Below are 24,611 nucleotides of genomic sequence, written 5' to 3' on the forward strand. Positions count from 1 at the left end.
TAATTGTTTAACAATTGGCAAGCGTTATCTCAGGGCTGCTGAATTAGAGATCGGCACCCTTTCTTTCTTTTAAATTTGGAGTTCAAAATGTCTCTAAGCGTTGAAGCTAAAGCACAAATCGTTTCTGAGTTCGGTCGTGGCGCGAACGACAGCGGTTCTACCGAAGTTCAGGTTGCACTGCTGACTGCACAGATCAACCACCTGCAGGGTCACTTTGCAGAGCACAAAAAAGATCACCACAGCCGTCGTGGTCTGCTGCGCATGGTTTCTCAGCGTCGTAAACTGCTCGACTACCTGAAACGTAAAGATGTTGCACGCTACACCGCGCTGATCGAGCGTCTGGGTCTGCGTCGCTAATTCTAGCGAGTTTCAGAAAGAGGGGCCTTTATGGCCCCTTTTTTCCACCGGACAACCGTCATTTATAAGAAAGTTTGCCCGTAAGACGCTGTCTGGCGTTCTGGTAATCCTGCTTGTCTGCATCTTGTTGAGACAAAATTGAGCTGAAATTACCAACACAGCAGTATTTTGAAAGATAACGGGTATAATGTATTGTTGTTGTACATATTCTTCGTTGCAGAGGTTCGCGCGGCTAATGAGAGGCTTTACCCGGCGTCGGGTTAGGGTTGTCATTAGTCGCGAGGATGCAAAGAAGATCGGTTTCATCGGTCGGCACGCCAAAGGGTGTGCCGCCACTCATTAAGAAAGGATAGAATTTTGCTTAATCCGATCGTTCGTAAGTTCCAGTACGGCCAACACACCGTAACGCTGGAAACCGGCATGATGGCGCGCCAGGCAACTGCCGCCGTGATGGTTAGCATGGATGACACCGCGGTATTCGTTACCGTTGTGGGTCAGAAAAAAGCGAAACCAGGCCAGGACTTCTTCCCGCTGACCGTTAACTATCAGGAGCGTACCTACGCTGCTGGCCGCATCCCGGGTAGCTTCTTCCGTCGTGAAGGCCGTCCAAGCGAAGGCGAAACCCTGATCGCGCGTCTGATTGACCGCCCGGTTCGTCCGCTGTTCCCGGAAGGCTTCGTTAACGAAGTTCAGGTTATCGCGACCGTTGTTTCCGTTAACCCGCAGGTTAACCCAGACATCGTTGCCATGATTGGCGCATCTGCTGCGCTGTCCCTGTCCGGTATTCCGTTCAACGGCCCAATCGGTGCTGCGCGCGTAGGTTACATCAATGACCAGTACGTGCTGAACCCGACTCAAGACGAGCTGAAAGAAAGCAAGCTGGATCTGGTGGTTGCCGGTACCGAAGCTGCCGTACTGATGGTTGAATCTGAAGCAGAACTGCTGAGCGAAGACACCATGCTGGGCGCTGTCGTATTCGGTCACGAACAGCAGCAGATCGTTATCAAAGAGATCAACGAGCTGGTTAAACAAGCGGGTAAACCGCGTTGGGATTGGCAGCCGGAAGCCGTTAACGAAGCGCTGAACGCGCGCGTGGCTGCGCTGGCAGAATCTCGCCTGAGCGACGCTTACCGCATCACCGACAAACAAGAGCGTTATGCTCAGGTTGACGTGATCAAATCTGAAACCATCGCGACTCTGGTGGCGGAAGACGAAACCCTGGACGCTAACGAGCTGGGCGAAATCCTGCACGCTATCGAGAAAAACGTTGTTCGTAGCCGCGTACTGGCAGGCGAGCCGCGTATCGATGGCCGTGAAAAAGACATGATCCGTGGTCTGGACGTACGCACCGGCGTTCTGCCGCGTACTCACGGTTCTGCGTTGTTCACCCGTGGTGAAACGCAGGCGCTGGTTACCGCGACCCTGGGTACCGCACGTGACGCGCAGGTTCTTGATGAACTGATGGGCGAGCGTACTGACAACTTCCTGTTCCACTACAACTTCCCTCCGTACTCCGTAGGCGAAACCGGCATGGTCGGTTCTCCGAAGCGTCGTGAAATTGGTCACGGTCGTCTGGCGAAGCGCGGCGTGCTGGCAGTGATGCCGGAAGGCGACAAGTTCCCGTACACCGTTCGTGTGGTTTCTGAAATCACCGAATCTAACGGTTCTTCCTCTATGGCTTCCGTATGTGGCGCTTCTCTGGCGCTGATGGACGCAGGCGTGCCGATCAAAGCAGCCGTTGCGGGCATCGCGATGGGTCTGGTGAAAGAAGGCGACAACTTTGTTGTTCTGTCTGACATCCTGGGCGACGAAGACCACCTGGGCGATATGGACTTCAAAGTGGCGGGTTCCCGCGACGGTATCTCTGCACTGCAGATGGATATCAAAATTGAAGGTATCACCAAAGAGATCATGCAGGTTGCGCTGAACCAGGCTAAAGGTGCCCGTCTGCACATCCTGGGCGTGATGGAACAGGCGATTAACGCGCCGCGCGGTGATATTTCTCAGTTCGCTCCGCGTATCCACACCATCAAGATCAATCCGGACAAGATCAAAGACGTTATCGGTAAAGGCGGTTCTGTTATCCGTGCCCTGACCGAAGAAACCGGCACCACCATTGAAATCGAAGATGACGGTACTGTGAAGATCGCAGCGACTGACGGCGAGAAAGCGAAACACGCTATCCGTCGTATCGAAGAGATCACCGCAGAAATCGAAGTGGGTCGTATCTACAATGGTAAAGTGACCCGTATCGTTGATTTCGGTGCCTTCGTGGCTATCGGCGGCGGTAAAGAAGGTCTGGTACACATCTCTCAGATCGCTGACAAGCGCGTTGAGAAAGTGACCGACTACCTGCAGATGAACCAGGAAGTACCGGTTAAGGTTCTGGAAGTTGACCGTCAGGGCCGTATCCGTCTGAGCATTAAAGAAGCAACCGAGCAGTCTCAGCCTGCCGCCGCACCGGAAGCTCCGGCAGCGGAACAAGGCGAGTAAGGTTTGCCTTTTGCCCTCCGCGTTTGCGGAGGGCACATTTCGCTGGCTGGATGCCTTGTTTGCATGCGGGGGACAGGACGTTCATCCAATTGTTGTCTTCGGGAGTGGGAAATGAAGCCTTTTTTGCGCTGGTGTTTCGTGGCGACAGCACTCACGCTGGCAGGATGTAGCAACTCTGCCTGGCGTAAAAGTGAAGTCCTCGCGGTGCCATTGCAACCGACGTTACAGCAGGAAGTAATCCTGGCACGCATGGAACAAATTCTTGCCAGTCGGGCTTTAACCGATGACGAACGCGCACAGCTTTTATATGAGCGCGGAGTGTTGTATGATAGTCTCGGTCTGAGGGCATTAGCGCGAAATGATTTTTCACAAGCGCTGGCTATCCGACCTGATATGCCTGAAGTATTCAATTACTTAGGCATTTATTTAACGCAGGCAGGCAATTTTGATGCTGCCTATGAAGCGTTTGATTCTGTACTTGAGCTTGATCCAACTTACAATTATGCGCACTTGAACCGCGGCATCGCGCTTTATTACGGTGGCCGTGCGAAGTTAGCGCAAGATGATCTGCTGGCGTTTTATCAAGACGATCCCAATGATCCTTTCCGCAGCCTGTGGCTTTATCTTGCCGAGCAGAAGCTCGACGAGAAGCAGGCAAAAGATGCGTTGAAGCAACGCTTCGAGAAATCGGATAAAGAACAATGGGGATGGAACATTGTCGAGTTCTACTTAGGCAACATTGACGAAAAAACGTTAATGGAGCGCCTGAAGGCGGACGCAACGGATAACACCTCGCTCGCTGAGCATCTCAGTGAAACCAACTTCTATTTAGGTAAGTATTACCTAAGTCTTGGGGACAAGGACAGCGCTACGGCACTGTTCAAACTGGCGGTTGCGAACAACGTACATAACTACGTTGAGCACCGATACGCATTGTTGGAATTATCGCTCCTGGGCCAGGACCAAGATGACCTGGCAGAATCGGACCAGCAATAGCTGACGACTACATCAGCCCGTAATCTTTTTGATTGCCATCACCTTCGCGGGTGAGGGCGTTGTTGTTCGTTAATACACCTACTTTGAGCCGGTTCACACTTTTCAATGAAAATTGCAGATCAATTTCATGATGAGTTATGTAGACTGGCCGCCATTAATATCGAGGCACTTGTACTACATGGCTGAATTCGAAACCACTTTTGCAGATCTGGGCCTGAAGGCTCCTATCCTTGAAGCCCTTAACGATCTGGGTTACGAAAAACCATCTCCGATCCAGGCTGAGTGTATCCCACACCTGCTTTCTGGTCGTGACGTGCTGGGCATGGCCCAGACTGGTAGCGGTAAAACGGCGGCGTTCTCTCTGCCGCTGCTGAACAATCTTGATCCTGAGCTGAAAGCGCCACAGATTCTGGTGCTGGCACCGACCCGCGAACTGGCGGTTCAGGTGGCTGAAGCAATGACGGATTTCTCTAAACATATGCGCGGCGTAAACGTGGTTGCCCTGTACGGCGGCCAGCGTTATGACGTGCAGCTGCGCGCCCTGCGTCAAGGGCCGCAAATCGTTGTCGGTACCCCGGGTCGTCTACTGGACCACCTGAAGCGCGGCACCCTGGACCTCTCTAAGCTGAGCGGCCTGGTGCTGGATGAAGCAGATGAAATGCTGCGCATGGGCTTTATCGAAGACGTTGAAACTATCATGGCGCAGATCCCGGAAGGTCATCAGACCGCGCTGTTCTCCGCCACCATGCCGGAAGCGATTCGTCGTATTACCCGTCGCTTTATGAAAGAGCCGCAGGAAGTACGCATTCAGTCCAGCGTCACCACTCGCCCGGACATCAGCCAGAGCTACTGGTCTGTGTACGGCATGCGTAAGAATGAAGCGCTGGTGCGTTTCCTGGAAGCGGAAGACTTTGATGCGGCGATTATCTTCGTACGTACCAAAAACGCGACCCTGGAAGTAGCAGAAGCGCTGGAGCGCAATGGCTACAACAGCGCTGCGCTGAACGGTGATATGAACCAGGCCCTGCGTGAGCAGACTCTGGAGCGTCTGAAAGATGGTCGTCTGGATATCCTGATTGCAACCGACGTGGCAGCACGTGGTCTGGACGTAGAACGTATCAGCCTGGTTGTGAACTATGACATCCCGATGGACTCCGAGTCTTACGTTCACCGTATCGGCCGTACCGGTCGTGCGGGCCGTGCGGGTCGTGCGCTGCTGTTCGTTGAGAACCGCGAGCGTCGTCTGCTGCGTAACATCGAACGCACCATGAAGCTGACCATTCCGGAAGTGGAACTGCCGAACGCAGAACTGCTGGGCAAACGCCGTCTGGAAAAATTCGCGGCGAAAGTACAGCAGCAGCTGGAAAGCAGCGATCTGGATCTGTACCGTGGCCTGCTGGCTAAAATTCAGCCGACCGCAGAAGGCGAAGAGCTGGATATGGAAACGCTGGCCGCTGCGCTGCTGAAAATGGCACAGGGCGAACGTTCTCTGATCGTTCCGCCAGATGCGCCGATGCGTCCGAAACGTGAGTTCCGTGACCGTGACGATCGCTTTGAGCGTCGTGGCGATCGCAACGATCGTGGTCCGCGTGACCGTGGCGACCGTGAAGATCGTCCGAAGCGCGAACGTCGTGACGTTGGCGATATGGAGCTGTACCGCATTGAAGTGGGCCGTGATGACGGCGTTGAAGTTCGTCATATCGTGGGCGCGATTGCTAACGAAGGCGATATCAGCAGCCGTTACATCGGTAACATCAAACTGTTCGGTACCCACTCCACCATCGAACTGCCGAAAGGCATGCCGGGCGAAGTACTGCAGCACTTTACTCGTACTCGCATCCTGAACAAGCCGATGAACATGCAGCTGATCGGTGATGCTCAGCCGCGCCCAGAGCGTAGCGGTCGCAGCTTCGGCGGCGAACGTCGTGAAGGTGGTCGTAGCTTCGGCGGTGAGCGTCGTGAAGGCGGCCGTAGCTTCGGTGGCGAGCGTCGCGAAGGTGGCCGTGGCGATGGTCGTCGTTTCAGCGGCGAACGTCGTGAAGGCAGCCGTGGCCCGCGCCGTGATGATGCTGCGCCGCGTCGTGACGACTCCGCAGGTCGTCGCCGTTTCGGCGGTGACGCATAAGCCAGACGGCTTAAAAGCGTAAAGTAAAATATACAGCCCCGATCGTCATGATTGGGGCTTTTTTTATTTCTTTTGTACTCGTGTACTGGTACAGTGCAACACATTAAAATGCAGTAGCAAAATTATTCACTGGAGAAAAGGCTGTATGGCGACACTAACCACCACCCAAACGTCACCCTCGCTGCTTGGCGGTGTGGTGATCATCGGCGGCACCATCATTGGCGCGGGCATGTTCTCCCTGCCGGTGGTTATGTCCGGTGCGTGGTTCTTCTGGTCGATGGCGGCGCTGGTGTTTACCTGGTTCTGCATGCTGCACTCCGGGCTGATGATCCTTGAAGCGAACCTGAACTACCGTATTGGTTCCAGTTTTGACACCATCACCAAAGACCTGCTGGGCAAAGGCTGGAACGTGGTAAACGGCATCTCTATTGCCTTTGTGCTCTACATCCTGACCTACGCCTATATTTCGGCGAGCGGCTCGATTCTGCACCACACCTTTGCCGAGATGTCGCTGAACGTGCCGGCACGAGCAGCAGGCTTTGGCTTCGCGCTGCTGGTGGCGTTTGTTGTATGGTTGAGTACTAAAGCGGTGAGCCGTATGACGGCCATCGTACTGGGTGCGAAGGTGATTACCTTCTTCTTGACCTTCGGTAGCCTGATGGGCCACGTAACGCCCGCCACGCTGTTAAACGTTGCCGAAAGCCACGCCAGCTATACGCCTTACCTGCTGATGACGTTGCCATTCTGCCTGGCGTCGTTCGGTTATCACGGTAACGTACCGAGCCTGATGAAGTATTACGGTAAAGATCCGCGCACCATCGTGAAGTGTCTGGTGTACGGAACGTTGCTGGCGCTGGTGCTCTATACCGTTTGGTTACTGGGCACGATGGGTAACATCCCGCGTCCGGAATTTATCGGCATTGCCCAGAAGGGCGGTAACATTGATGTGCTGGTGCAGGCGTTAAGCGGCGTACTGAACAGCCGTGGTCTGGAGCTGTTGCTGGTGGTGTTCTCTAACTTTGCGGTGGCCAGCTCCTTCCTCGGCGTAACGCTCGGCCTGTTTGATTACCTGGCAGACCTGTTCGGCTTCGACGATTCCGCGCTGGGGCGTTTCAAGACCGCGCTACTGACCTTCCTGCCGCCGATTATCGGTGGCCTGCTGTGGCCGAACGGTTTCCTGTATGCCATCGGTTATGCGGGTCTGGCGGCAACGATTTGGGCGGCGATTGTACCGGCGTTGCTGGCACGTAAATCCCGTAAACGCTTCGGTAGCCCGAAATTCCGCGTCTGGGGCGGCAAGCCGATGATTGCGCTGATTCTGGTGTTTGGCGTGGGTAACGCGCTGGTGCATGTGCTGTCGAGCTTTAACCTGCTGCCGGTTTATCAGTAAGGCGTTTGTCCCCTCACCCTAACCCTCTCCCCATGGGGGAGAGGGGACTGCTCGGTGCGGTTTCCCCCCTATCCCCTTTGGGGAGAGGGCGGGGTGAGGGGAATAAACCGCACTACCCCAACAATTCCTGCTTCACATCCATCGCCAGGTCAAACGAATGCAGCCGCGCCTGATGATCGAAAATCTGCCCGTTGACCATAATCTCATCCGCCTGCGTTTCGCGCAGAATGGACTCCAGCCCGTGGCGCACCTTCGCCTTATCGCCCACCAGTGACATCCGTAACGCCTGGTCGACGCCGTATTTCTCCGACGGTGACCAGAAATGTTCCATCTGCTGAATCGGTGCTGGCAACTGTCCGGTCTCCCCGCGACGCAGCCTGGTGAATGCCTGCTGCATGGAGGTGAAGAGGAATTCCGCGTCGCGGTTACTGTCGGCGGCAATAATGTTGATGCACACCATTGCGTACGGTTTTTCCAGCCGCGCCGATGGCTTGAAGTTCGTGCGGTAGAGATGCAGCGCCTGGAACAGCATATCCGGCGCGAAGTGCGAGGCGAAGGCAAACGGCAGGCCGAGCTGTGCGGCGAGCTGCGCGCCATACAGGCTGGAGCCAAGCAGCCACACCGGAATTTTCTCGCCGTAGCCAGGAACCGGGCGCACCTGCGGGTTAGGGTCGACCGCGTCGAACCAGTCCACCAGTTCCGCCACATCGCGCGGGAAGTTATCGATATCGCCACTCATATGACGGCGCAGCGCTCGCATAGTGGGCTGATCGCTGCCCGGCGCGCGGCCAAGGCCGAGATCGATACGTCCGGGATACAGCGTATTGAGCGTGCCGAACTGCTCAGCGATCACCAGCGGCGAGTGGTTGGGCAGCATGACGCCGCCGGAACCGAGGTGCAGGGTGGTAGTGTTGGCGGCCAGATAGCCAATCAGCACCGAAGTCGCCGCGCTGGCGATGCCCACCATGTTGTGGTGTTCGGCCAGCCAATAGCGGTGGTAGCCGCGCTTTTCAGCGAGCTGGGCGAGGTCGAGCGAATGGGAGAAGGCTTCTCGCGCTGAGGAACCCTGGGGGATCGGCGCCAGATCGAGCACCGAGAAAGCAACGGTTTTGTCAGTCATAAAGGCTCACTTTGCTACAGCATAGTCATCAGATTGAAGGTCTTGTTCCAACCGGGCGCACCCGGCCAGAAAAGCTGCATCTTTAATAATGCATTAAAATCTGACCACTGTTGTTAACAAAGTGAGCGGTTTTATCAGGCCTGCAATTCCAGCCCGGCCAGACGCTTCCAGTAGCCGTTACAGTCGCTGTTGGCGGTTAACGGCAGCGGTGCGCCGCCGTTCTCGTTGGCGCGGAAGGCCTCGAGCATGGCAAACGTCTCGTTACCCATCGGCGACAAGCGCACCATATCCACCAGTCCGTGCATGGACGTTAGCTCGTTGCCAAGGTTGTAAACGTAGCCGCTCATGGTCTGAATGCCGTTAAGCACGAACACCTGCTGATTCTCCTGCGACAGCATGCTGCGCCCGTTCGGGTACTTGATGCAGCAGGTTTCGCACTCGTCTTTGGGTTTGTCTTCCGAGCGCGCGGTAAAGCAGCGGGCGGAGTAGGCGAGCGGCAGATGGCCGTAGCTTAGCACCTCAACTTCAAACTTATCGCGGATACCCAGCTCTTCACACTGGTTGAGCAGATTGACCAGCCAGTCGCGGGACAGTTCCACCGGCATACACCAGCGCATCATGCCCTGCTTTTGCAGCAGGCGCAGCGTCACGGCGTTATAGCAGTTCAGCGCATGGCCCGCCACGAACGGCAGCTTACGTTCGGCACACAGATTCACGACCCCAAGATCGCTGGCTTCCACCAGAAAATCACCGTTCTCAACGTAGCGCTTGAGTTCACCTAGCTCGGACGACGCCTGCACCAGCGCGAGGGTGGAGAGCACCACCTGCTTGCCGCTAGCGGCCAGCGTTTTCGCCATATCCAGCCAGTCGCCGACTTTGGTGGCGCGGCGCTTGCTGCACACCGCTTCGCCCAGATAAATGGTGTCGGCGCTGCTGGTGGCGGCCTGCTGGTAGAAATCTTCCAGCGTCTCTTTTGACCAGTAGTAAAGCACTGGCCCTAATGAATATTTCATGGGAATTCCTACTGCCATTTACGGTGATACGCGCCGAGGGTGGTTTGGGTGCCTTCGGACATCGAACCGAGAGTGTCCATCCACGCGGCCTGCGGGACGAAGTTTTGCGGGTCAGCCATGCAGCGGTCGATAGCCTGACGCCAGACTTTCGCGACCTGGCTGACGTATGCCGGGCTGCGCTGACGGCCTTCGATTTTCACGGAGGCGATGTTTGCCGCCAGCAGTTCCGGCAGCAGCTCCAGCGTATTGAGGCTGGTGGGTTCTTCCAGCGCGTGATAGCGCTCGCCGTCGACCATATAGCGGCCTTTGCACAGCGTCGGGTAGCCCGCGTTTTCACCGTCCTGATAGCGGTCGATCAGCACTTCGTTAAGGCGAGATTCCAGCCCCTGTGGCGTTTGCTGCCAGCGCACGTAGCGCGCCGGTGAGCAGGCACCCACGGTATTCGGCGACTCGCCGGTCAGGTAAGAAGAGAGATAGCAGCGACCTTCAGCCATAATGCACAGGCTACCAAAGGCGAACACTTCCAGCGGCACCGGGGTGACGCGGGCTAGCTGCTTCACCTGATGAATAGAAAGCACGCGCGGCAACACCACGCGGGCGACGTCAAAGTTGCGATGATAAAAATTAATCGCTTCTTCGTTGGTTGCGGATGCCTGAACGGAGACATGGCGCTCAATATGCGGATAACGTTCTGCGGCATACTCAAGCATAGCGAGGTCGGCGAGAATCAGCGCGTCGGCGCCCAGTTGCGCGGCCATGTCTACGGCGCGCTGCCAGCGTACGTAGCCATCCGGGTGAGCGAAGGTGTTAATCGCGATATGCAATTTACGGCCATGCTGATGCACGAAGCTCACGGCTTCCTGCAGTTTCTTTTCGGTAAAGTTCAGGCCAGCGAAGTGGCGGGCGTTGGTATCGTCCTTCAGCCCGATATACACCGCATCGGCACCGTTTTCGATAGCCGCCTTAAGCGCCGGGAGGTTTCCGGCAGGGCAGAGCAACTCCATAATTCTTCCTGAGTTAGCGGCCCAGCAGGGCGCATTATTGTTAATGAATGGGAATTTTAGTTAACCTAACGCTAATCATTTTTGATTTGAGGCAGACAAAAGCGTATTGATTGCGCCAATAATCCCTCGGCCTCACGACATAATTGTTGATTTACGCCGCTATGTCGTTTATCTGATATGGCAAAATAACGGAACTATTGCATTCAGGGAGTAAAGCTTGTGTTGGATAAACTGCGTTCACGTCTGGTTCATGTTGCTCCGAGTTTAATGAGCGTTCCGGTAAAATTGACGCCGTTCGCCCTTAAACGCCAGGTGTTGCAGCAGGTATTAAGCTGGCAGTTCCGTCAGGCGCTGAATGACGGCGAACTGGATTTTCTGGAAGGCCGTTGGTTGAGTATTGAAGTGCGCGACATTGGCCTGAAGTGGTTCACTTCCGTTGAGAATGAACGGCTTATTGTGAGCGACGCGGCCCAGGCCGACGTGAGCTTCAGCGCGGATGCCAGCGACCTGCTGATGATCGCTGCGCGCAAACAGGACCCGGATACCCTCTTCTTCCAGCGTCGACTGGTGATTGAAGGGGATACGGAGCTGGGTCTCTATGTCAAAAATCTGATGGATGCCATCGAGCTTGAGCAGATGCCAAAAGCGCTGCGCGTGATGCTGATGCAGCTGGCTGATTTCGTTGAGGCTGGCCTAAAATCACCATCAGAAACCAAACATACATCGGTAGGTGAGCCATGCTGATTCGAGTAGAAATTGGAATTGATGCCCCGGGCATTGACGCGCTGCTGCGTCGGACCTTCAACCGTGATAGCGAAGCCAATCTGGTGCGCGAGCTGCGTGAAGACGGCCTGATTACGCTCGGGTTGGTGGCCACTGACGATGAAGGCCACGTTGTGGGCTATGTGGCATTTAGCCCGGTGAGCATCGAAGGCGAAGAGCTACAGTGGGTGGGGCTGGCGCCGCTGGCGGTTGACGAAGCCTACCGCGGTCAGGGATTGGCGCGTCAGATGGTCTACGAAGGTCTGGATTCGCTGAACGAGTTTGGCTATGCGGCGGTTGTGACGCTGGGCGAACCGGCGCTGTATGGCCGTTTCGGCTTTGAACGTGCGGCACAATACGATCTGCGCTGTCGCTGGCCGGGCACCGAAGAGGCGTTTATGGTCCATCGTCTGGCTGACGATGCGTTAAACGGCGTACACGGTCTGGTGGAGTATTCCGACCACTTTAATCGTGTTTAAGGCTGTCCCGTAACGTTTCAAATGAACCGTCACCTGCGACGAGGCGCTCTTTCTGGCGCTTCGTTAGCTGCTTGATGCGGTACTCCAGGCGTAGCGCCAGCGAGTGCTCGCCCACTTCACCGGAAAACGCTAGCTGCAGCGCGCCTTTGCCGCGCAGCGCTTTCGCCCCTTTGCCGCTCTGATGCTGGTGAAATCGCCGTTCAACATCGGTGGTGATACCGGTGTACAATTTGTCGTCCTCAGTGCGGACGAGATAAAGAAACCAACGCACGTGTGCCAACCTGTCTGTGTAGGTGCACGCACCATAGCATAACGGAGAGAACAGATGGAAACCCTGGCAACCATTAGCCGCTGGCTGGCGAAACAACACGTTGTTGGCTGGTGCGTGGCGAGTGAAGGCGAGCTGTGGTGCGCCAACGCGTTCTACGTCTATGACCCGCAGCGCGTGGCGTTCTACCTGTTGAGCGAAGAGACCACGCGCCACGGGCAGATGACCGGCAAGCAGGCCCCGGTGGCGGGAACGGTAAACGGCCAGCCCAAAACGGTGGCGCTGATCCGCGGCGTGCAGTTCAAAGGCGAAATCCGTCTGCTGGAAGGTGAAGAGGCCGATGAAAAGCGCGCGCTGTATGTCCGCCGTTTCCCGGTGGCCCGCATGCTTCCCGCTCCGGTGTGGGAGATTCGTCTCGACGAGCTGAAGTTTACCGACAACACCCTGGGTTTCGGCAAGAAGCTACACTGGCTCCGCGACTAAAGCCGCGGTAGCTCAATGATAAAGCGCGTGGCAACGGAGTCAGATGTCACGCTGATTTTCCCGCCATGCGCCCGCACGATCGACTTCACGATCGCCAGCCCGATCCCGCTGTTTTCACCTTTACGCTGCCGTGACGGATCGACCCGATAGAAACGATCGAACAGGCGCGGCAGATGCTCCGCCGCGATCGGCGTACCCGGATTCTCAACGCGATACTCCACGCGTTCGTCAATCTCGCCAACCTGCACGGTGACCGACATCCCTCGCGGGGTATAGCGGATCGCGTTAGACAACAGGTTGTTGATCGCCCGACGAATCATCAGCGGATCGCCTGATATCAGCGACGACTGCCCGACGAAACAGAGCTTCACTTCGCGTTCTTCGGCCCACGCTTCAAAGAACTCAAACACTTTGAGCGTTTCGCTTTGCAGATCCAGCGGCACGCGCTCGGGGATCAGCAGGTTTTCATCCGCCTGCGCCAGAAACAGCATATCGCTGACCATTTTCGCCATCCGGTTGTACTCTTCCAGGCTGGAGTAGAGCACGTCTTCCAGCTCCTTCACCGTACGCGGCTGGCTCAGCGCGATCTCGGTCTGGGTGACCAGGTTGGTGATCGGTGTGCGCATCTCATGGGCGATATCGGCGGAGAAATTGGCCTGGCGGCGGAACACGTCCTCGATCCGGCCGATCATCTGGTTAAACGAGATCACCAGCTGTTCCAGCTCGATCGGTACGCGATTAGGATCCAGCCGCACGTCGAGATTTTCCGACGTAATATTTTTGATCGCCATGCTGACGTCGCGCAGCGGCTGGTGGCCTTTACGCACGGCGATCAGCACGATCACAATAATCAGCAGGCTGATGACGGTCGCGATCATCATCAGATTGCGCTTGAGTTGATCGAGATAGTGAAGGTGAAAGTCGATCGACAGCGCGGTCAGCAGCGTGTAGGTCTGGTCGTGCGCGCGGACCGTGGACGCAATCACCCGATAAGTGGTGGCATGGCTGGTGTCACCGCCGTGCTCTGCCATTTGACGCATACCGCTGCCGGTCCAGCGGAACATCTGTTCGCTCTTAAGCTCGTCGGCGAAATGTGCGCTGGAGAGGATCGGCGACAGATCCGGCCCTCCAGGGGAGCGGTAAAGCTGTGGGTTATCGCGCGTGCTCACCAGCACGGCGGTATTACGGTAGCCCGCCAGCACGCTGCCGATATTGGCCATTTTTTCCGCATCGGAGGTTTCCGGCTCGGTCAGCAGCGCGTTGAGCGTAGCGTTGACCTGCTTCAGGTCGCTGACGTCCTGCTCGGCGAAATGTTTTTCCACCGAGTGCAGCATAATGCCGGTAAAGGCGGCAAAAGCGACGATCGTCGCCAGGCTGATAAAAAAGGTCAGACGGGTCGCCAGCGAGAACGGGCGGCGCAGGCTAGCCTTCATCGCGAACCTCAAGCACGTAGCCGACGCCGCGCACGGTATGAATCAGCTTAGGCGTAAAGTCGTTATCGATTCTGGCGCGCAGGCGTTTGACGGCGACGTCGATCACGTTGGTGTCGCTGTCGAAATTCATGTCCCACACCTGCGAAGCGATCAGCGAGCGCGGCAGCACTTCTCCCGGGTGGCGCAGGAAAAATTCCAGCAGAGTAAATTCCTTACTGGTCAAAGTGATGCGCGTATTGCCGCGGGTGACTTTACGCGAAACCAGATCGAGCGTGAGATCGGCCATCTGAAACTGGCTCTCGACAATCGTTGCCGCTCCACGACGCAGCAGGGTACGCACGCGCGCCAGCAGCTCGGCGAAAGCGAACGGTTTCACCAGATAATCGTCGGCGCCCAGCTCCAGCCCTTTCACCCGGTGCTCAATGGTGCCCAGCGCGGTCAGCAGCAGGATCGGCATACCTTTGCCAGCGGAGCGCAGCATGCGCACGATGTCCCAGCCGTTGACGTCCGGCAGCATGATATCCAGCACCAGCAGATCGTAATCGCCGGTCATCGCCAGGTGATAACCGTTGAGGCCGTTGTCGGCGCGATCCACCACAAAGCCCGCCTCCGTCAGCCCCTTACACAGGTACTCCCCGGTTTTGACCTCGTCTTCCACCACCAGAATTTTCACGCGCCCTCCGTCGCCGCTGTGTGATGGGGCCATTCTAATGAGGAGTGGGGGATGACGGAAGAACCACGAGCGAAATACGCCTTGTCCGGGTTACTCCGCCCACGCGTTTTGCCGCTTCAGCTCCGCGTTAACCTTGCCGTTGATCTCTTTGAGCATCGCTGGAATATCACCGTCGCAGCTGGCGTAAATTTTGTTAAAGCCATCGGCGGTAATTTGCCGTACCGGGATCCAGTTGGGGATCTGCGGCATGTAACGACCGTTCTTCGCGTAAGTGTCGGCGAACACTTCCCAACGCGGATCGTCATGATAATCTTTGATATTCAGCGTTTTGTTTACCGGCAGGCGGACGATCGGCATTGAGGTGCTGTCGGTTGCCATACCGATCTTCTGGCCTTCCGGCGAGATCAGAAACTCAAGGAATTTCTTCGCCGCCGCTTTGTGCTGGCTGGTTTTCATCAGGAACGCGGTGGTCCCTTCCGCCATGGAGATCGCGCCGCCAGGGCCTGCCGGTGGCGGCACCACGGTATAGGTCTCTTTACCCGGATCTTTATCAAACAGCGCAATATGGTACGGGCCGGAGGAGTACATACCGGTTTGCCCGGAACGGAAGGCGGTGTTGGCATCGGCGGTGGTGTGGTTGATCGCGCCCGGCTGCGCCAGCCCCTCGCACACCATGCCGCGCATAAATTCCATGGCGGTGACCATCTCTTTGCTATCGAGCGCGGCTTTAAATTTCCCCGGTTGAGTGGCGACTAAATAGTTCGCGCCCGCCTGCCAGAGATAAGAAGAAGAGAACGAGCTGGCATAGCCGCGGGTGGTGGCCAGCGGCATGGTGAAACCGTAGGTATCGTTTTTACCGTTGCCGTCCGGGTCGTCATGAGTAAAGGCCTGGGCCACTTTTTTCAGTTCATCCCAGTTGCCTGGCGCTTTCAGGTTAAGCTTGTTGAGCCAGTCCTGGCGAATAAACAGCGCGTAAGTGTGCGCTGAAGTGGGGACGCCGTAGTATTTACCGTCCGGTTGCTGAGCCGATTTCCAGGCCGCGTCGTAAATATCGCCACCGCCTTTCAGCTCGCTCGGTTTAATTTCATCGACAATCCCCAACTGCACCATCTGACCCACGATAATCGCGTCGTTGAAGACTACGTCCGGCAGCGCGTTGCCGGTTGCCGCGCGCGCCAGACGCTGGTCAAAGTCGGTCACGGCGTTGAAGTACTTGATGGAAATCCCGGTCTCTTTCTGGAACTGGTCGGCGAGCTTTTGATAAATCACTTTTGAATCATTGCTGGCACGTATCCAGACGTCGAGCTGTTCGCTGAAGGCATTTTGTGAAAGGGCACATAACAAGGCTAAACCAAGCGCTTTTGTTCTGAATTTCATAGAGAGACTCCGGTTTTGCGATAGGTATTATTTTCATCCCTGAACAGAGGTAAGGATTGGTGAAAAGGAAAACGAAACGATGATAGGAGTGCTATTTGTATGAAACAACGTTCTATTATGGCTAACCGGTCAATATCGCGTGGTTATGCGGGGCATCTCACAGGGAAAATAAACGAAAATATTCGCGGGAAAATATAACCCGGTGAAAATGTTGATATTGCTGTTTTTCGGCAAATAGCGCTTAGCCTTAACCCGGCCATTAATTTGTGAGCGTTCTGGCATATTATGGATTAAATGTGATCGCGGTTAATTTCTCCCCGCCGATATTCGCTTTTTTAACGTTCGTAAAAACCGATGCAGCTTTTCCGCGCGGATTTTCGCCGGGCGGATCACGTTATTCCCTGCCTTAAATGACAACTTTGTCATTATCCTGTCAGGTTACCAACAGAGTCACTCCCGTAAGGTAGTCACCAGGCCAGCCCTTCTGATTCGGCCAAACAGGACGTGACATGTTGAAAGCAAAACCTTTAACGCTGCTGATGGCGTTTATGCTGGCCGGATGTACCTCGCTGGCGCCGGATTACCACCAGCCTGAAAATATCGTTCCCCAACAATTTTCGCTGTCTGCGGGCACGCTGGTGGCGACCGGCGGCAGCTGGCAGGAGACCGGCTGGCAAACCTTTTTTGTCGATCCGCAGGCAAAGCGATTAATCGACGTAGCGCTCCGTAACAACCGCGATCTGCGGATGGCGATGCTCAACGTTGAAGCCGCGCGCGCGCAGTACAACGTGACCGATGCCGGGCGCTACCCTCAGTTGGATAGCGCCTCCACCGCGAGCTATAAAGGCGACCTGCAGGGCCGCGACGCTACGGACAAAAGCTATGAGGTTGGGCTGAATCTGAGCTACGAGCTGGACTTTTTCGGCAAGCTGAAAAACATGAGCGAAGCCGACAGGCAGAACGTATTCGCCAGCCAGGCGGCCCAGCGCGCCGCGCAGATTGTGGTGGTGACCAACGTTTCGCAGGCCTATTTTAATCAGCGCCGCCTGGCCGCGCAGTTGGCCATTGCCAAAGAGACGCTGCGTAATTATCAGCAGTCCTACGGCTTCGTCGAGCAACAGCTGGTGACCGGCAGCACCAACGTGCTGGCTCTGGAGCAGGCGCGCGGCGTGATTGAAAGCACCCGCGCCGATATCGCTAAACGGGAAGGCGAACTGGCGCAGGCTAACCATTTATTACAGCAGCTGCTGGGTACCTACAGCACGCCGCTGAGCGACAGCGTGCAGAGTGACGCGCTGAGCCCGCTACCGCTGCCGGCCAATCTACCGTCGACCATTCTGCTACAGCGCCCGGATATTATGGAGGCCGAGCACCAGCTGCGCGCCGCCGACGCCAATATCGGCGTCGCCCGCGCGGCATTCTTCCCCTCCATCACCCTGACCAGCGGCGTCTCGACCAGCAGCTCGGCGCTCTCCAGCCTGTTTAACGCGGCGAGCGGCATGTGGAGCTTTGTGCCGAAGGTTGACCTGCCGATTTTCAACGCCGGGCGTAATGAAGCCAATCTGGCGCTGGCAAACGTGAAGCAGCGCCAGGCGGTGGTGACCTACGAGCAGAAAATTCAGGCGGCCTTTAAAGAGGTGGCGGATGCGCTCTCGCTGCGCGACAGCCTTCAGGGGCAATTTGTGGCCCAGCAGCGTTATTTAGCTTCGCTGCAAATTACCTTACAACGCGCACGTGCGTTATATGCCAGCGGTGCGGTGAGTTATATCGAAGTGCTCGATGCCGAGCGTTCAATATTCGCCACGCAGCAGGCCATTCTCGATTTGATTTATTCCCAACAGGTCAACGAAATCAATTTATTCACCGCCCTTGGTGGCGGCTGGAAAGCTTAACCCTTATTCAGGAGTCTTCAATTATGCGTCAATTCACTACTCTGCTCGGCGGTATTTTTATGGTCATGGCGATGAACGTTCAGGCGGCGGAAATGCAGCATGACGGGCATGGACAAATGATGGACATGAGCGCGAAACCGGCGGTGATTAAAGGCACCGGCATCGTGAAGTTGATTGATACCCAGGCGAAGAAAATCACCATTGAACATGAGGCGATCGCGGAAGTTAACTGGCCTGCGATGACCATGCGTTTTACCTACAGCGAACCGACGCCAGCGATTGAGCAGCTCAAAGAGGGCAGCCGCGTGGATTTCAGCTTCATCCAGCAGGGGAATATCTCCCTTCTTCAGGACATTAAAACGCGCTGATGGCCATGACAAAAGCTCAATTAAAATATACCGCGGCGATCGTCTGTAGCCTGGTGATTGGTGGGCTGGCAACGGCGGCGATAAGCCGCCTGACGGCCCCTGACGCACAGGTTAAAGCCGAGCCAGCCGAGCGTAAAGTGCTCTACTGGTACGATCCGATGAAGCCAGATGTGCGCTTTGATAAACCGGGCAAATCGCCGTTTATGGATATGGACCTGGTGGCCAAGTACGCCGATGAAGGAGGCGAGACCTCCACGAATGGCGTACGAATCGATCCCACTCAGGTGCACAATCTGGGCATGCGTACCGCGACGGTGACGAAAGGGCGGCTGACCTACAGCCAGACGCTGCCGGCGAACGTCAGCTATAACGAATACCAGTTCGTGATTGTACAAGCGCGCGCCGAAGGCTTTATCGAGAAGGTGTATCCGCTTACGGTCGGTGACAAGGTACGCAAAGGCGCACCGCTGGTGGAAGTGACGATTCCGTCGTGGGTAGAGGCGCAGAGCGAATATCTGCTGCTGGCCAGCTCCGGCGGCACGGCAACGCAGCTGGAGGGCGTGCTGGAACGGCTGCGTCTGGCGGGGATGCCGGAGACGGACATCCAGCGGATGCGCACGACCCGTCGGGTACAGACGCGCTTTACTCTCAACGCGCCGATTGACGGTGTGCTTACCGCCTTTAGTCTGAAAAGCGGCATGAACATCGCCAAAGATAACGTCGTGGCGCAGATACAGGGTATGGATCCGGTGTGGATCAGCGCCGCAGTACCGGAATCCACGGCCTGGCTGCTGAAGGATTCGACGCAGTTCAGGGTGGCGATCCCGGCCTATCCCGATAAAACCTTCCCGATCCAGAAATGGTCCATTTTGCCCAGCGTCGATCCAACCACCCGTACCGTGCAGGTGCGTTTGCAGGTTAACAACCGGGACGAACTGCTGAAACCGGGGATGAACGCTTACCTGAAGCTCAACACGCAAAGTGACGAAATGCTGCTGATTCCGTCGCAGGCGGTGATTGATACCGGCGATGAACAGCGGGTGATTACCATGGCCAGCAACGGTGAATTTGTACCGAAGAAAATTCAGGTGCTGCATGCGTCGCAGCAGCAGACGGGCGTGGCCAGCGGGCTGGCGGAAGGAGAGTCGGTGGTGCTGAACGGCCTGTTCCTGATTGACTCCGAAGCCAATATCAGCGGCGCGTTGGATCGTATGCGCCATACCGCTGACCCTCATGCCGGGCATTAAGGAGACGGTGATGATTGAATGGATTATCCGGCGTTCGGTCGCCAACCGTTTTCTGGTGATGATGGGGGTACTGTTTCTCAGCGCCTGGGGCGGCTGGACGATCGTCAATACGCCGGTGGATGCGCTGCCGGATCTCTCTGACGTGCAGGTGATTGTCAAAACCAGCTATCCGGGGCAGGCGCCGCAGATTGTAGAAAATCAGGTCACCTATCCGCTCACCACCACCATGCTGTCCGTGCCGGGGGCGAAGACCGTGCGCGGCTTCTCGCAGTTCGGCGACTCCTACGTTTACGTCATTTTTGAAGACGGCACCGATCTGTACTGGGCGCGCTCGCGCGTGCTGGAGTACCTCAATCAGGTACAGGGCAAACTGCCGCAGGGCGTCAGTTCGGAGATTGGCCCGGATGCCACCGGCGTCGGCTGGATCTTTGAGTACGCGCTGGTGGACAAAAGCGGCAAGCACGATCTCGCCGAGCTGCGTTCGTTGCAGGACTGGTTCCTGAAGTACGAGCTGAAAACCATCCCTAACGTTGCCGAAGTGGCGTCGGTGGGCGGCGTGGTGAAGCAGTATCAGGTGCAGGTCGACCCGATGAAGCTCGCCCAATACGGCATCAGTCTTGGAGAGGTTAAGCAGGCGCTCAGCACCTCGAATCAGGAAGCGGGCGGTTCATCGGTTGAAATCGCCGAAGCGGAATATATGGTGCGCGCCACCGGCTATCTCAAAAGCCTGGATGACTTTAATCATATCGTCCTGAAAGCGGGTGAGAATGGCGTACCGGTCTACCTGAAGGATGTGGCGCGGGTGCAGATTGGCCCGGAAATGCGCCGTGGCATCGCCGAACTGAACGGCGAGGGGGAAGTGGCGGGCGGCGTGGTGCTGCTGCGTTCTGGTAAGAACGCTCGTGAAGTGATTACGGCGGTGAAAGAGAAGCTCACCACGCTGCAAAAAAGCCTGCCGGAAGGCGTTGAGGTCGTCACGACCTACGACCGCAGCCAGCTGATTGACCGCGCGATCGATAACCTGCGTTCAAAGCTGATTGAAGAATTTATCGTGGTGGCGGTGGTTTGCGCGCTGTTTCTCTGGCACGTGCGCTCGGCGCTGGTGGCGATCGTCTCGCTGCCGCTGGGGCTGTGCATTGCTTTTATCGTCATGCACTTCCAGGGGCTGAACGCCAACATCATGTCCCTTGGCGGCATCGCTATCGCAGTCGGGGCGATGGTGGACGCGGCAATCGTCATGATTGAAAACGCCCACAAGCGGCTGGAGCACTGGCAGGAAGCGAATCCCGATGAACCAATGGACAACGCCACGCGCTGGAAAGAAATTACCGATGCGGCGGTAGAGGTGGGGCCAGCGCTGTTTATCAGCCTGCTGATTATCACCCTGTCGTTTATTCCCATCTTTACGCTGGAAGGCCAGGAAGGGCGACTGTTTGGCCCGCTGGCGTTTACCAAAACCTACGCCATGGCCGGGGCGGCGGCGCTGGCGATTGTGGTGATTCCGATCCTGATGGGGTTCTGGATTAAGGGGAAAATTCCGGCAGAATCGCGCAACCCGTTAAACCGTTTTCTGATTGCCCTTTATCACCCGCTGCTGCTGAAGGTGCTGAAGTGGCCGAAGCTGACGCTGCTGGTCGCCGTGCTGTCGATGTTTACCGTTATCTGGCCGCTGAGCAAGGTGGGCGGCGAGTTTCTGCCGAAGATCAACGAAGGCGATCTGCTGTATATGCCCTCGACGCTGCCGGGTATCTCGCCGGGGCAGGCGGCGGTGTTGCTACAGCAAACCGACAAGTTGATTAAAACGGTGCCGGAGGTGGCGTCGGTGTTTGGCAAAGCCGGGAAAGCGGAAACCGCGACCGACTCCGCGCCACTGGAGATGATTGAAACCACCATCCAGCTCAAGCCGCAGGACCAGTGGCGGCCAGGGATGACGCTCGACAAAATCATCGATGAGCTGGATGCCACCGTGCGTCTGCCGGGGCTGGCGAACCTGTGGGTGCCGCCGATTCGTAACCGCATTGATATGCTCTCGACCGGTATCAAAAGCCCGATTGGTATTAAAGTTTCGGGCACTTCGCTGGCGGATATCGACGACGCGGCGCAGCGCATTGAAACCGTGGCGAAAACGGTGCCTGGCGTCGTCTCCGCGCTGGCGGAGCGGCTGGAAGGCGGGCGCTATATCGATGTCGATATTGACCGGCAGAAAGCCGCACGTTACGGCATGACCGTTGGCGATGTGCAGCTGTTCGTTTCGTCGGCGATCGGCGGAGCGATGGTGGGGGAAACCGTTGAGGGAGTCGCGCGTTACCCGATCAACATTCGCTATCCGCAAGGTTTCCGCGACAGCCCGACGGCCTTACGCCAGTTGCCGATTCTGACGCCCACAAAGCAACAGATTACGCTGGGCGACGTGGCGAAAGTACAGGTGGTATCCGGGCCGACGATGCTGAAAACGGAAAACGCCCGCCCGGCGAGCTGGATTTACATCGACGCGCGCGACCGCGATATGGTTTCGGTGGTGCATGACCTGCAAACGGCCATTAGCCAGAATGTGACCCTGAAGCCGGGCACCAGCGTGGCGTTCTCCGGGCAGTTTGAACTGCTGGAGCACGCCAATAAGAAGCTCAAGTTGATGGTGCCAATGACAGTCATGATTATTTTCATTCTGCTCTATCTGGCTTTCCGTCGGGTGGAAGAAGCGGTGTTGATTCTGATGAGTCTGCCGTTTGCGCTGGTGGGCGGGATCTGGTTCCTCTACTGGCAGGCATTCCATATGTCGGTGGCGACCGGCACCGGGTTTATCGCTCTGGCCGGGGTCGCGGCGGAGTTTGGCGTGGTAATGCTGATGTATTTGCGCCACGCGGTGGAAGCCGATCCTAAGCTCCGGCGCGCGGAAACCTTCACCGAGCAAGGCCTGGACGACGCGCTTTACCACGGCGCGGTGCTGCGCGTGCGGCCAAAAGCAATGACCGTCGCCGTGATTATTGCCGGGTTATTGCCCATACTGTGGGGGACGGGCGCAGGTTCAGAAGTGATGAGCCGTATTGCCGCGCCGATGATTGGCGGGATGATTACCGCGCCGCTGCTGTCGTTGTTTATCATTCCGGCTGCCTATAAATTGATATGGTTATATCGCCACAAACGTAGCCAATAAAGTGTGCGATTGACGCGCGTAGGCCCGATAAGCGCATCGCTATCCGGCAGTCACGGAGTACATTGCCGGATGGCGGCGTAAACGCCTTATCCGGCCTACGAGCGGTAAACCATTCGATACCAGGGAATAGGGAGACCCTTATGCATCACGTCCTCATTACCGGTGCCACTGGCCTTGTTGGTGGGCACTTACTTAATCTGCTGCGCCGCGAGGCGCAGGTGGAATCGATTATTGCGCCTACGCGCCATCCGCTGGAGCACGCCTTCGGCATAGAGAACCCGCATGACCCGGATCTCAGCGCCGCGCTCGCGCAGGTCACCTCACCCATCGATACCGTATTTTGCTGCCTTGGCACCACGATACGCGATGCGGGCTCAAAGGCCGCGTTCACCCATGTTGACTACGACCTGGTGCTGGAAACGGCACAGACTGGTTTACGCCTTGGCGCGCAGCAGCTGCTGGTGGTGAGCGCGATGGGGGCAAACGCGAATTCGCCGTTTTTCTACAACCGCGTGAAAGGTCAGATGGAATCGGCGCTGATTGAACAAGATTGGCCGCGTCTCACTCTGGCTCGCCCCTCGATGCTGCTGGGTGAACGCAGAACGCCGCGCTTAAACGAGCGTCTGCTGGCGCCGCTGTTTAGTTTGCTGCCGGGAAACTGGAAGTCGATTGCTGCGCAGGATGTGGCGAAAGCCATGCTGAGAATGGCGAAGAATCCGGGGGCGTCCCCGGTGACGATTTTATCGTCGCGTCAGCTAAGAGAAATGGCCCGGCAGTGAATTAGCCGGGCCGTCGTGCGGATTACTGAATGTAGGTAAACGCGGTGGTGACGCGCTTCACGCCGCTCACGCGGCTGGCGATATCGGCCGCGGCTTTGCCTTCACGGTCGGTCACCAGGCCCATCAGGAACACTTCACCGTTCTCGGTAGTGGCCTTCACGTTCGAGGATTTCACCTGATCGCTGGTCAACAGCTGCGAGCGTACTTTGGTGGTTATCCAGGTGTCTGACGAAGAGGTGCCCAGGCTAATCGGCTGGCCCTGACGCACTTCATTAAACACTTCGGTAGCCCCATCAACGCCAACGGCAATCTGCTTCGCACGGGTCGCGAGGCTGAGGTCCGGCGCCTGACCGGTCAGCAGCACTTTGCCCTGATATGCGGTCACGTTGATACGCGCTTCTTTCTTAATTTGTGCATCTTTTGACAGTGCGCTGTTCACGCGAACTTCCAGCGTGCTGTCGTCCACCTGAGTTCCCACCGTGCGCGGGTCAGTTGCGGCTTTGGTCCCCACTGCCGCGGTGCCAACAACGGCGGCGGCAATGCATCCCTGGAGCAGCAGTGCGGAAATAAGGACCGCGAGGGTCGAAATTACCTTCATGTGTTCTCCTTAGTCGTCCTGGTGTGGGAAAAGGGTGTTATCAATTAAATCGCACAGACAGTTCACCGTAAGCATGTGCATTTCCTGAATGCGCGCGCTGCGGTGCGACGGGATGCGAATTTCCACATCCTGCTGGCCCAGCAAACCGGCCAGCTCGCCGCCGTCGTAGCCCGTCAGGGCCACGATGGTCATGTCGCGGGTCACGGCGGCTTCAACCGCTTTCACGATATCGCGGCTGTTGCCGCGCGTGGAGATGGCCAGCAGCACATCGCCAGCATGACCCAACGCGCGCACCTGCTTGGCATAGATTTCATCATGCAGGCGATCGTTGGCGATTGCCGTTAAGACCACGTTATCAGTATTAAGTGCAATCGCAGGTAAACCGGGACGCTCAGTTTCATAACGGTTAATCATGCAGGCCGCAAAATGCTGTGCGTTGGCCGCGGATGAACCGTTACCACAACAGAGAATTTTGTTGCCGTTCAGCAGCGACTGTACCAGGGTCATCGCGGCTCGGGAGATAGCGTCCGGGAGCGCTTCCGCCGCGGCAATTTGGGTCTGGATGCTTTCGGTGAAGCACACTTTGATTCTTTCGAGCAC

Annotated in this window: 23 protein-coding genes; 14 read left to right on the plus strand and 9 right to left on the minus strand. The window is 56.7% G+C overall.

Features of this window, described 5'->3' with window-relative positions; all coding sequences use genetic code 11:
* The first annotated feature begins 87 nt into the window (after positions 1-87).
* The 6 genes from rpsO (at position 88) to mtr (ending at position 7,361) form a co-directional block, all read left to right on the plus strand.
* Positions 88-357, plus strand: coding sequence for a 30S ribosomal protein S15 (gene rpsO, locus K7B04_RS08090; protein WP_035891092.1), 270 nt, complete (start codon positions 88-90; stop codon positions 355-357).
* 357 nt (positions 358-714) lie between these two features.
* Positions 715-2,850, plus strand: a complete 2,136-nt coding sequence (pnp, locus tag K7B04_RS08095; protein WP_163447795.1) for a polyribonucleotide nucleotidyltransferase — start codon at positions 715-717, stop codon at positions 2,848-2,850.
* 111 nt (positions 2,851-2,961) lie between these two features.
* Positions 2,962-3,846 carry a lipoprotein NlpI gene (gene nlpI / locus K7B04_RS08100; RefSeq protein ID WP_163447796.1) on the plus strand — a complete coding sequence of 295 codons (885 nt, stop codon included), beginning with the start codon at positions 2,962-2,964 and terminating at the stop codon, positions 3,844-3,846.
* A gap of 105 nt (positions 3,847-3,951) precedes the next feature.
* A complete protein-coding gene (gene yrbN / locus K7B04_RS08105) occupies positions 3,952-4,032 on the plus strand; it encodes a protein YrbN (protein WP_100249910.1) in 81 nt (26 codons plus the stop codon).
* Positions 4,025-5,971 (plus strand): DEAD/DEAH family ATP-dependent RNA helicase, encoded by a 1,947-nt coding sequence (locus K7B04_RS08110; RefSeq protein ID WP_163447797.1) that lies wholly within the window; start codon positions 4,025-4,027, stop codon positions 5,969-5,971. Before yrbN ends, K7B04_RS08110 begins: the two co-directional genes overlap by 8 nt.
* A 145-nt stretch (positions 5,972-6,116) precedes the next feature.
* Positions 6,117-7,361: a tryptophan permease gene (gene mtr / locus K7B04_RS08115; protein WP_223803796.1), complete on the plus strand. Its 1,245-nt coding sequence runs from the start codon at positions 6,117-6,119 to the stop codon at positions 7,359-7,361.
* 112 nt (positions 7,362-7,473) lie between these two features.
* Here mtr and K7B04_RS08120 read toward each other — a convergent pair whose 3' ends face one another.
* From K7B04_RS08120 to K7B04_RS08130, 3 genes are all read right to left on the minus strand, one after another.
* Entirely contained in the window at positions 7,474-8,481 is a 1,008-nt protein-coding gene (locus tag K7B04_RS08120) for a luciferase-like monooxygenase (protein WP_163447799.1), read from the minus strand.
* 134 nt (positions 8,482-8,615) lie between these two features.
* Positions 8,616-9,494, minus strand: coding sequence for a U32 family peptidase (locus K7B04_RS08125; protein WP_167574960.1), 879 nt, complete (start codon positions 9,492-9,494; stop codon positions 8,616-8,618).
* An 8-nt stretch (positions 9,495-9,502) separates the two neighbouring features.
* On the minus strand, positions 9,503-10,498 hold the full coding sequence (locus tag K7B04_RS08130) for a peptidase U32 family protein (protein ID WP_065356142.1): 996 nt from the start codon (positions 10,496-10,498) through the stop codon (positions 9,503-9,505).
* Positions 10,499-10,717: 219 nt separating this feature from the next.
* Here K7B04_RS08130 and K7B04_RS08135 point away from each other — a divergent pair, with 219 nt between their 5' ends.
* Positions 10,718-11,242, plus strand: coding sequence for an SCP2 domain-containing protein (locus K7B04_RS08135; protein ID WP_064542003.1), 525 nt, complete (start codon positions 10,718-10,720; stop codon positions 11,240-11,242).
* The gene (locus K7B04_RS08140) at positions 11,236-11,739 is read left to right on the plus strand and encodes an N-acetyltransferase (RefSeq protein ID WP_065356140.1); all 504 of its coding nucleotides are present in this window, start codon (positions 11,236-11,238) and stop codon (positions 11,737-11,739) included. The genes K7B04_RS08135 and K7B04_RS08140 overlap by 7 nt, the downstream gene beginning before the upstream one ends.
* Here K7B04_RS08140 and K7B04_RS08145 read toward each other — a convergent pair.
* A complete protein-coding gene (locus K7B04_RS08145) occupies positions 11,726-12,010 on the minus strand; it encodes a GIY-YIG nuclease family protein (protein WP_064542008.1) in 285 nt (94 codons plus the stop codon). The genes K7B04_RS08140 and K7B04_RS08145 overlap by 14 nt on opposite strands.
* A 54-nt stretch (positions 12,011-12,064) precedes the next feature.
* Here K7B04_RS08145 and K7B04_RS08150 point away from each other — a divergent pair, with 54 nt between their 5' ends.
* Positions 12,065-12,490, plus strand: a complete 426-nt coding sequence (locus tag K7B04_RS08150) for a YhbP family protein (RefSeq protein WP_163447808.1) — start codon at positions 12,065-12,067, stop codon at positions 12,488-12,490.
* Here the strand turns inward: K7B04_RS08150 and K7B04_RS08155 are convergent.
* The 3 genes from K7B04_RS08155 to K7B04_RS08165 form a co-directional block, all read right to left on the minus strand.
* Positions 12,487-13,923: a Cu(+)/Ag(+) sensor histidine kinase gene (locus K7B04_RS08155; protein ID WP_223803797.1), complete on the minus strand. Its 1,437-nt coding sequence runs from the start codon at positions 13,921-13,923 to the stop codon at positions 12,487-12,489. The two genes, K7B04_RS08150 and K7B04_RS08155, sit on opposite strands and share 4 nt — an antisense overlap.
* The gene (locus tag K7B04_RS08160) at positions 13,913-14,596 is read right to left on the minus strand and encodes a copper/silver response regulator transcription factor (protein ID WP_163447810.1); all 684 of its coding nucleotides are present in this window, start codon (positions 14,594-14,596) and stop codon (positions 13,913-13,915) included. Before K7B04_RS08160 ends, K7B04_RS08155 begins: the two co-directional genes overlap by 11 nt.
* Before the next feature lie 90 nt (positions 14,597-14,686).
* Positions 14,687-15,973: a sugar ABC transporter substrate-binding protein gene (locus K7B04_RS08165; RefSeq protein ID WP_223803798.1), complete on the minus strand. Its 1,287-nt coding sequence runs from the start codon at positions 15,971-15,973 to the stop codon at positions 14,687-14,689.
* Positions 15,974-16,482: 509 nt separating this feature from the next.
* Here K7B04_RS08165 and K7B04_RS08170 point away from each other — a divergent pair.
* From K7B04_RS08170 to K7B04_RS08190, 5 genes are all read left to right on the plus strand, one after another.
* A complete protein-coding gene (locus K7B04_RS08170; RefSeq protein WP_223803799.1) occupies positions 16,483-17,865 on the plus strand; it encodes a Cu(I)/Ag(I) efflux RND transporter outer membrane protein in 1,383 nt (460 codons plus the stop codon).
* 23 nt (positions 17,866-17,888) lie between these two features.
* Positions 17,889-18,233 (plus strand): copper-binding protein, encoded by a 345-nt coding sequence (locus K7B04_RS08175; protein WP_163447813.1) that lies wholly within the window; start codon positions 17,889-17,891, stop codon positions 18,231-18,233.
* Positions 18,234-18,238: 5 nt separating this feature from the next.
* Entirely contained in the window at positions 18,239-19,480 is a 1,242-nt protein-coding gene (locus tag K7B04_RS08180) for an efflux RND transporter periplasmic adaptor subunit (RefSeq protein WP_223803800.1), read from the plus strand.
* A gap of 10 nt (positions 19,481-19,490) precedes the next feature.
* On the plus strand, positions 19,491-22,634 hold the full coding sequence (locus tag K7B04_RS08185) for a CusA/CzcA family heavy metal efflux RND transporter (RefSeq protein WP_223803801.1): 3,144 nt from the start codon (positions 19,491-19,493) through the stop codon (positions 22,632-22,634).
* A 140-nt stretch (positions 22,635-22,774) separates the two neighbouring features.
* Positions 22,775-23,413 (plus strand): NAD(P)H-binding protein, encoded by a 639-nt coding sequence (locus tag K7B04_RS08190; RefSeq protein ID WP_223803802.1) that lies wholly within the window; start codon positions 22,775-22,777, stop codon positions 23,411-23,413.
* Positions 23,414-23,435: 22 nt separating this feature from the next.
* On the opposite strand, the gene dolP is transcribed toward K7B04_RS08190, so the two are convergent.
* Both dolP and diaA read right to left on the minus strand, forming a co-directional pair.
* Entirely contained in the window at positions 23,436-24,011 is a 576-nt protein-coding gene (gene dolP, locus K7B04_RS08195; RefSeq protein WP_163447817.1) for a division/outer membrane stress-associated lipid-binding lipoprotein, read from the minus strand.
* 9 nt (positions 24,012-24,020) lie between these two features.
* Positions 24,021-24,611, minus strand: a complete 591-nt coding sequence (gene diaA / locus K7B04_RS08200) for a DnaA initiator-associating protein DiaA (RefSeq protein ID WP_064542037.1) — start codon at positions 24,609-24,611, stop codon at positions 24,021-24,023.

It is taken from the genome of Kluyvera sp. CRP (genome assembly GCF_019930565.1).
GTDB lineage: Bacteria > Pseudomonadota > Gammaproteobacteria > Enterobacterales > Enterobacteriaceae > Kluyvera > Kluyvera georgiana_A.

Bases quoted from the DNA above. Each gene is read 5' to 3' on its own strand.
- K7B04_RS08170 (WP_223803799.1), top strand. From the start codon at position 16,483: ATGTTGAAAGCAAAACCTTTAACGCTGCTGATGGCGTTTATGCTGGCC.
- K7B04_RS08175 (WP_163447813.1), top strand. From the start codon at position 17,889: ATGCGTCAATTCACTACTCTGCTCGGCGGTATTTTTATGGTCATGGCG.
- yrbN (WP_100249910.1), top strand. From the start codon at position 3,952: ATGAAAATTGCAGATCAATTTCATGATGAGTTATGTAGACTGGCCGCC.
- nlpI (WP_163447796.1), top strand. From the start codon at position 2,962: ATGAAGCCTTTTTTGCGCTGGTGTTTCGTGGCGACAGCACTCACGCTG.
- K7B04_RS08150 (WP_163447808.1), top strand. From the start codon at position 12,065: ATGGAAACCCTGGCAACCATTAGCCGCTGGCTGGCGAAACAACACGTT.
- mtr (WP_223803796.1), top strand. From the start codon at position 6,117: ATGGCGACACTAACCACCACCCAAACGTCACCCTCGCTGCTTGGCGGT.
- rpsO (WP_035891092.1), top strand. From the start codon at position 88: ATGTCTCTAAGCGTTGAAGCTAAAGCACAAATCGTTTCTGAGTTCGGT.
- K7B04_RS08185 (WP_223803801.1), top strand. From the start codon at position 19,491: ATGATTGAATGGATTATCCGGCGTTCGGTCGCCAACCGTTTTCTGGTG.
- K7B04_RS08165 (WP_223803798.1), bottom strand. From the start codon at position 15,973: ATGAAATTCAGAACAAAAGCGCTTGGTTTAGCCTTGTTATGTGCCCTT.
- K7B04_RS08125 (WP_167574960.1), bottom strand. From the start codon at position 9,494: ATGAAATATTCATTAGGGCCAGTGCTTTACTACTGGTCAAAAGAGACG.
- K7B04_RS08120 (WP_163447799.1), bottom strand. From the start codon at position 8,481: ATGACTGACAAAACCGTTGCTTTCTCGGTGCTCGATCTGGCGCCGATC.
- K7B04_RS08130 (WP_065356142.1), bottom strand. From the start codon at position 10,498: ATGGAGTTGCTCTGCCCTGCCGGAAACCTCCCGGCGCTTAAGGCGGCT.
- K7B04_RS08140 (WP_065356140.1), top strand. From the start codon at position 11,236: ATGCTGATTCGAGTAGAAATTGGAATTGATGCCCCGGGCATTGACGCG.
- K7B04_RS08110 (WP_163447797.1), top strand. From the start codon at position 4,025: ATGGCTGAATTCGAAACCACTTTTGCAGATCTGGGCCTGAAGGCTCCT.
- dolP (WP_163447817.1), bottom strand. From the start codon at position 24,011: ATGAAGGTAATTTCGACCCTCGCGGTCCTTATTTCCGCACTGCTGCTC.
- K7B04_RS08155 (WP_223803797.1), bottom strand. From the start codon at position 13,923: ATGAAGGCTAGCCTGCGCCGCCCGTTCTCGCTGGCGACCCGTCTGACC.
- K7B04_RS08180 (WP_223803800.1), top strand. From the start codon at position 18,239: ATGACAAAAGCTCAATTAAAATATACCGCGGCGATCGTCTGTAGCCTG.
- K7B04_RS08190 (WP_223803802.1), top strand. From the start codon at position 22,775: ATGCATCACGTCCTCATTACCGGTGCCACTGGCCTTGTTGGTGGGCAC.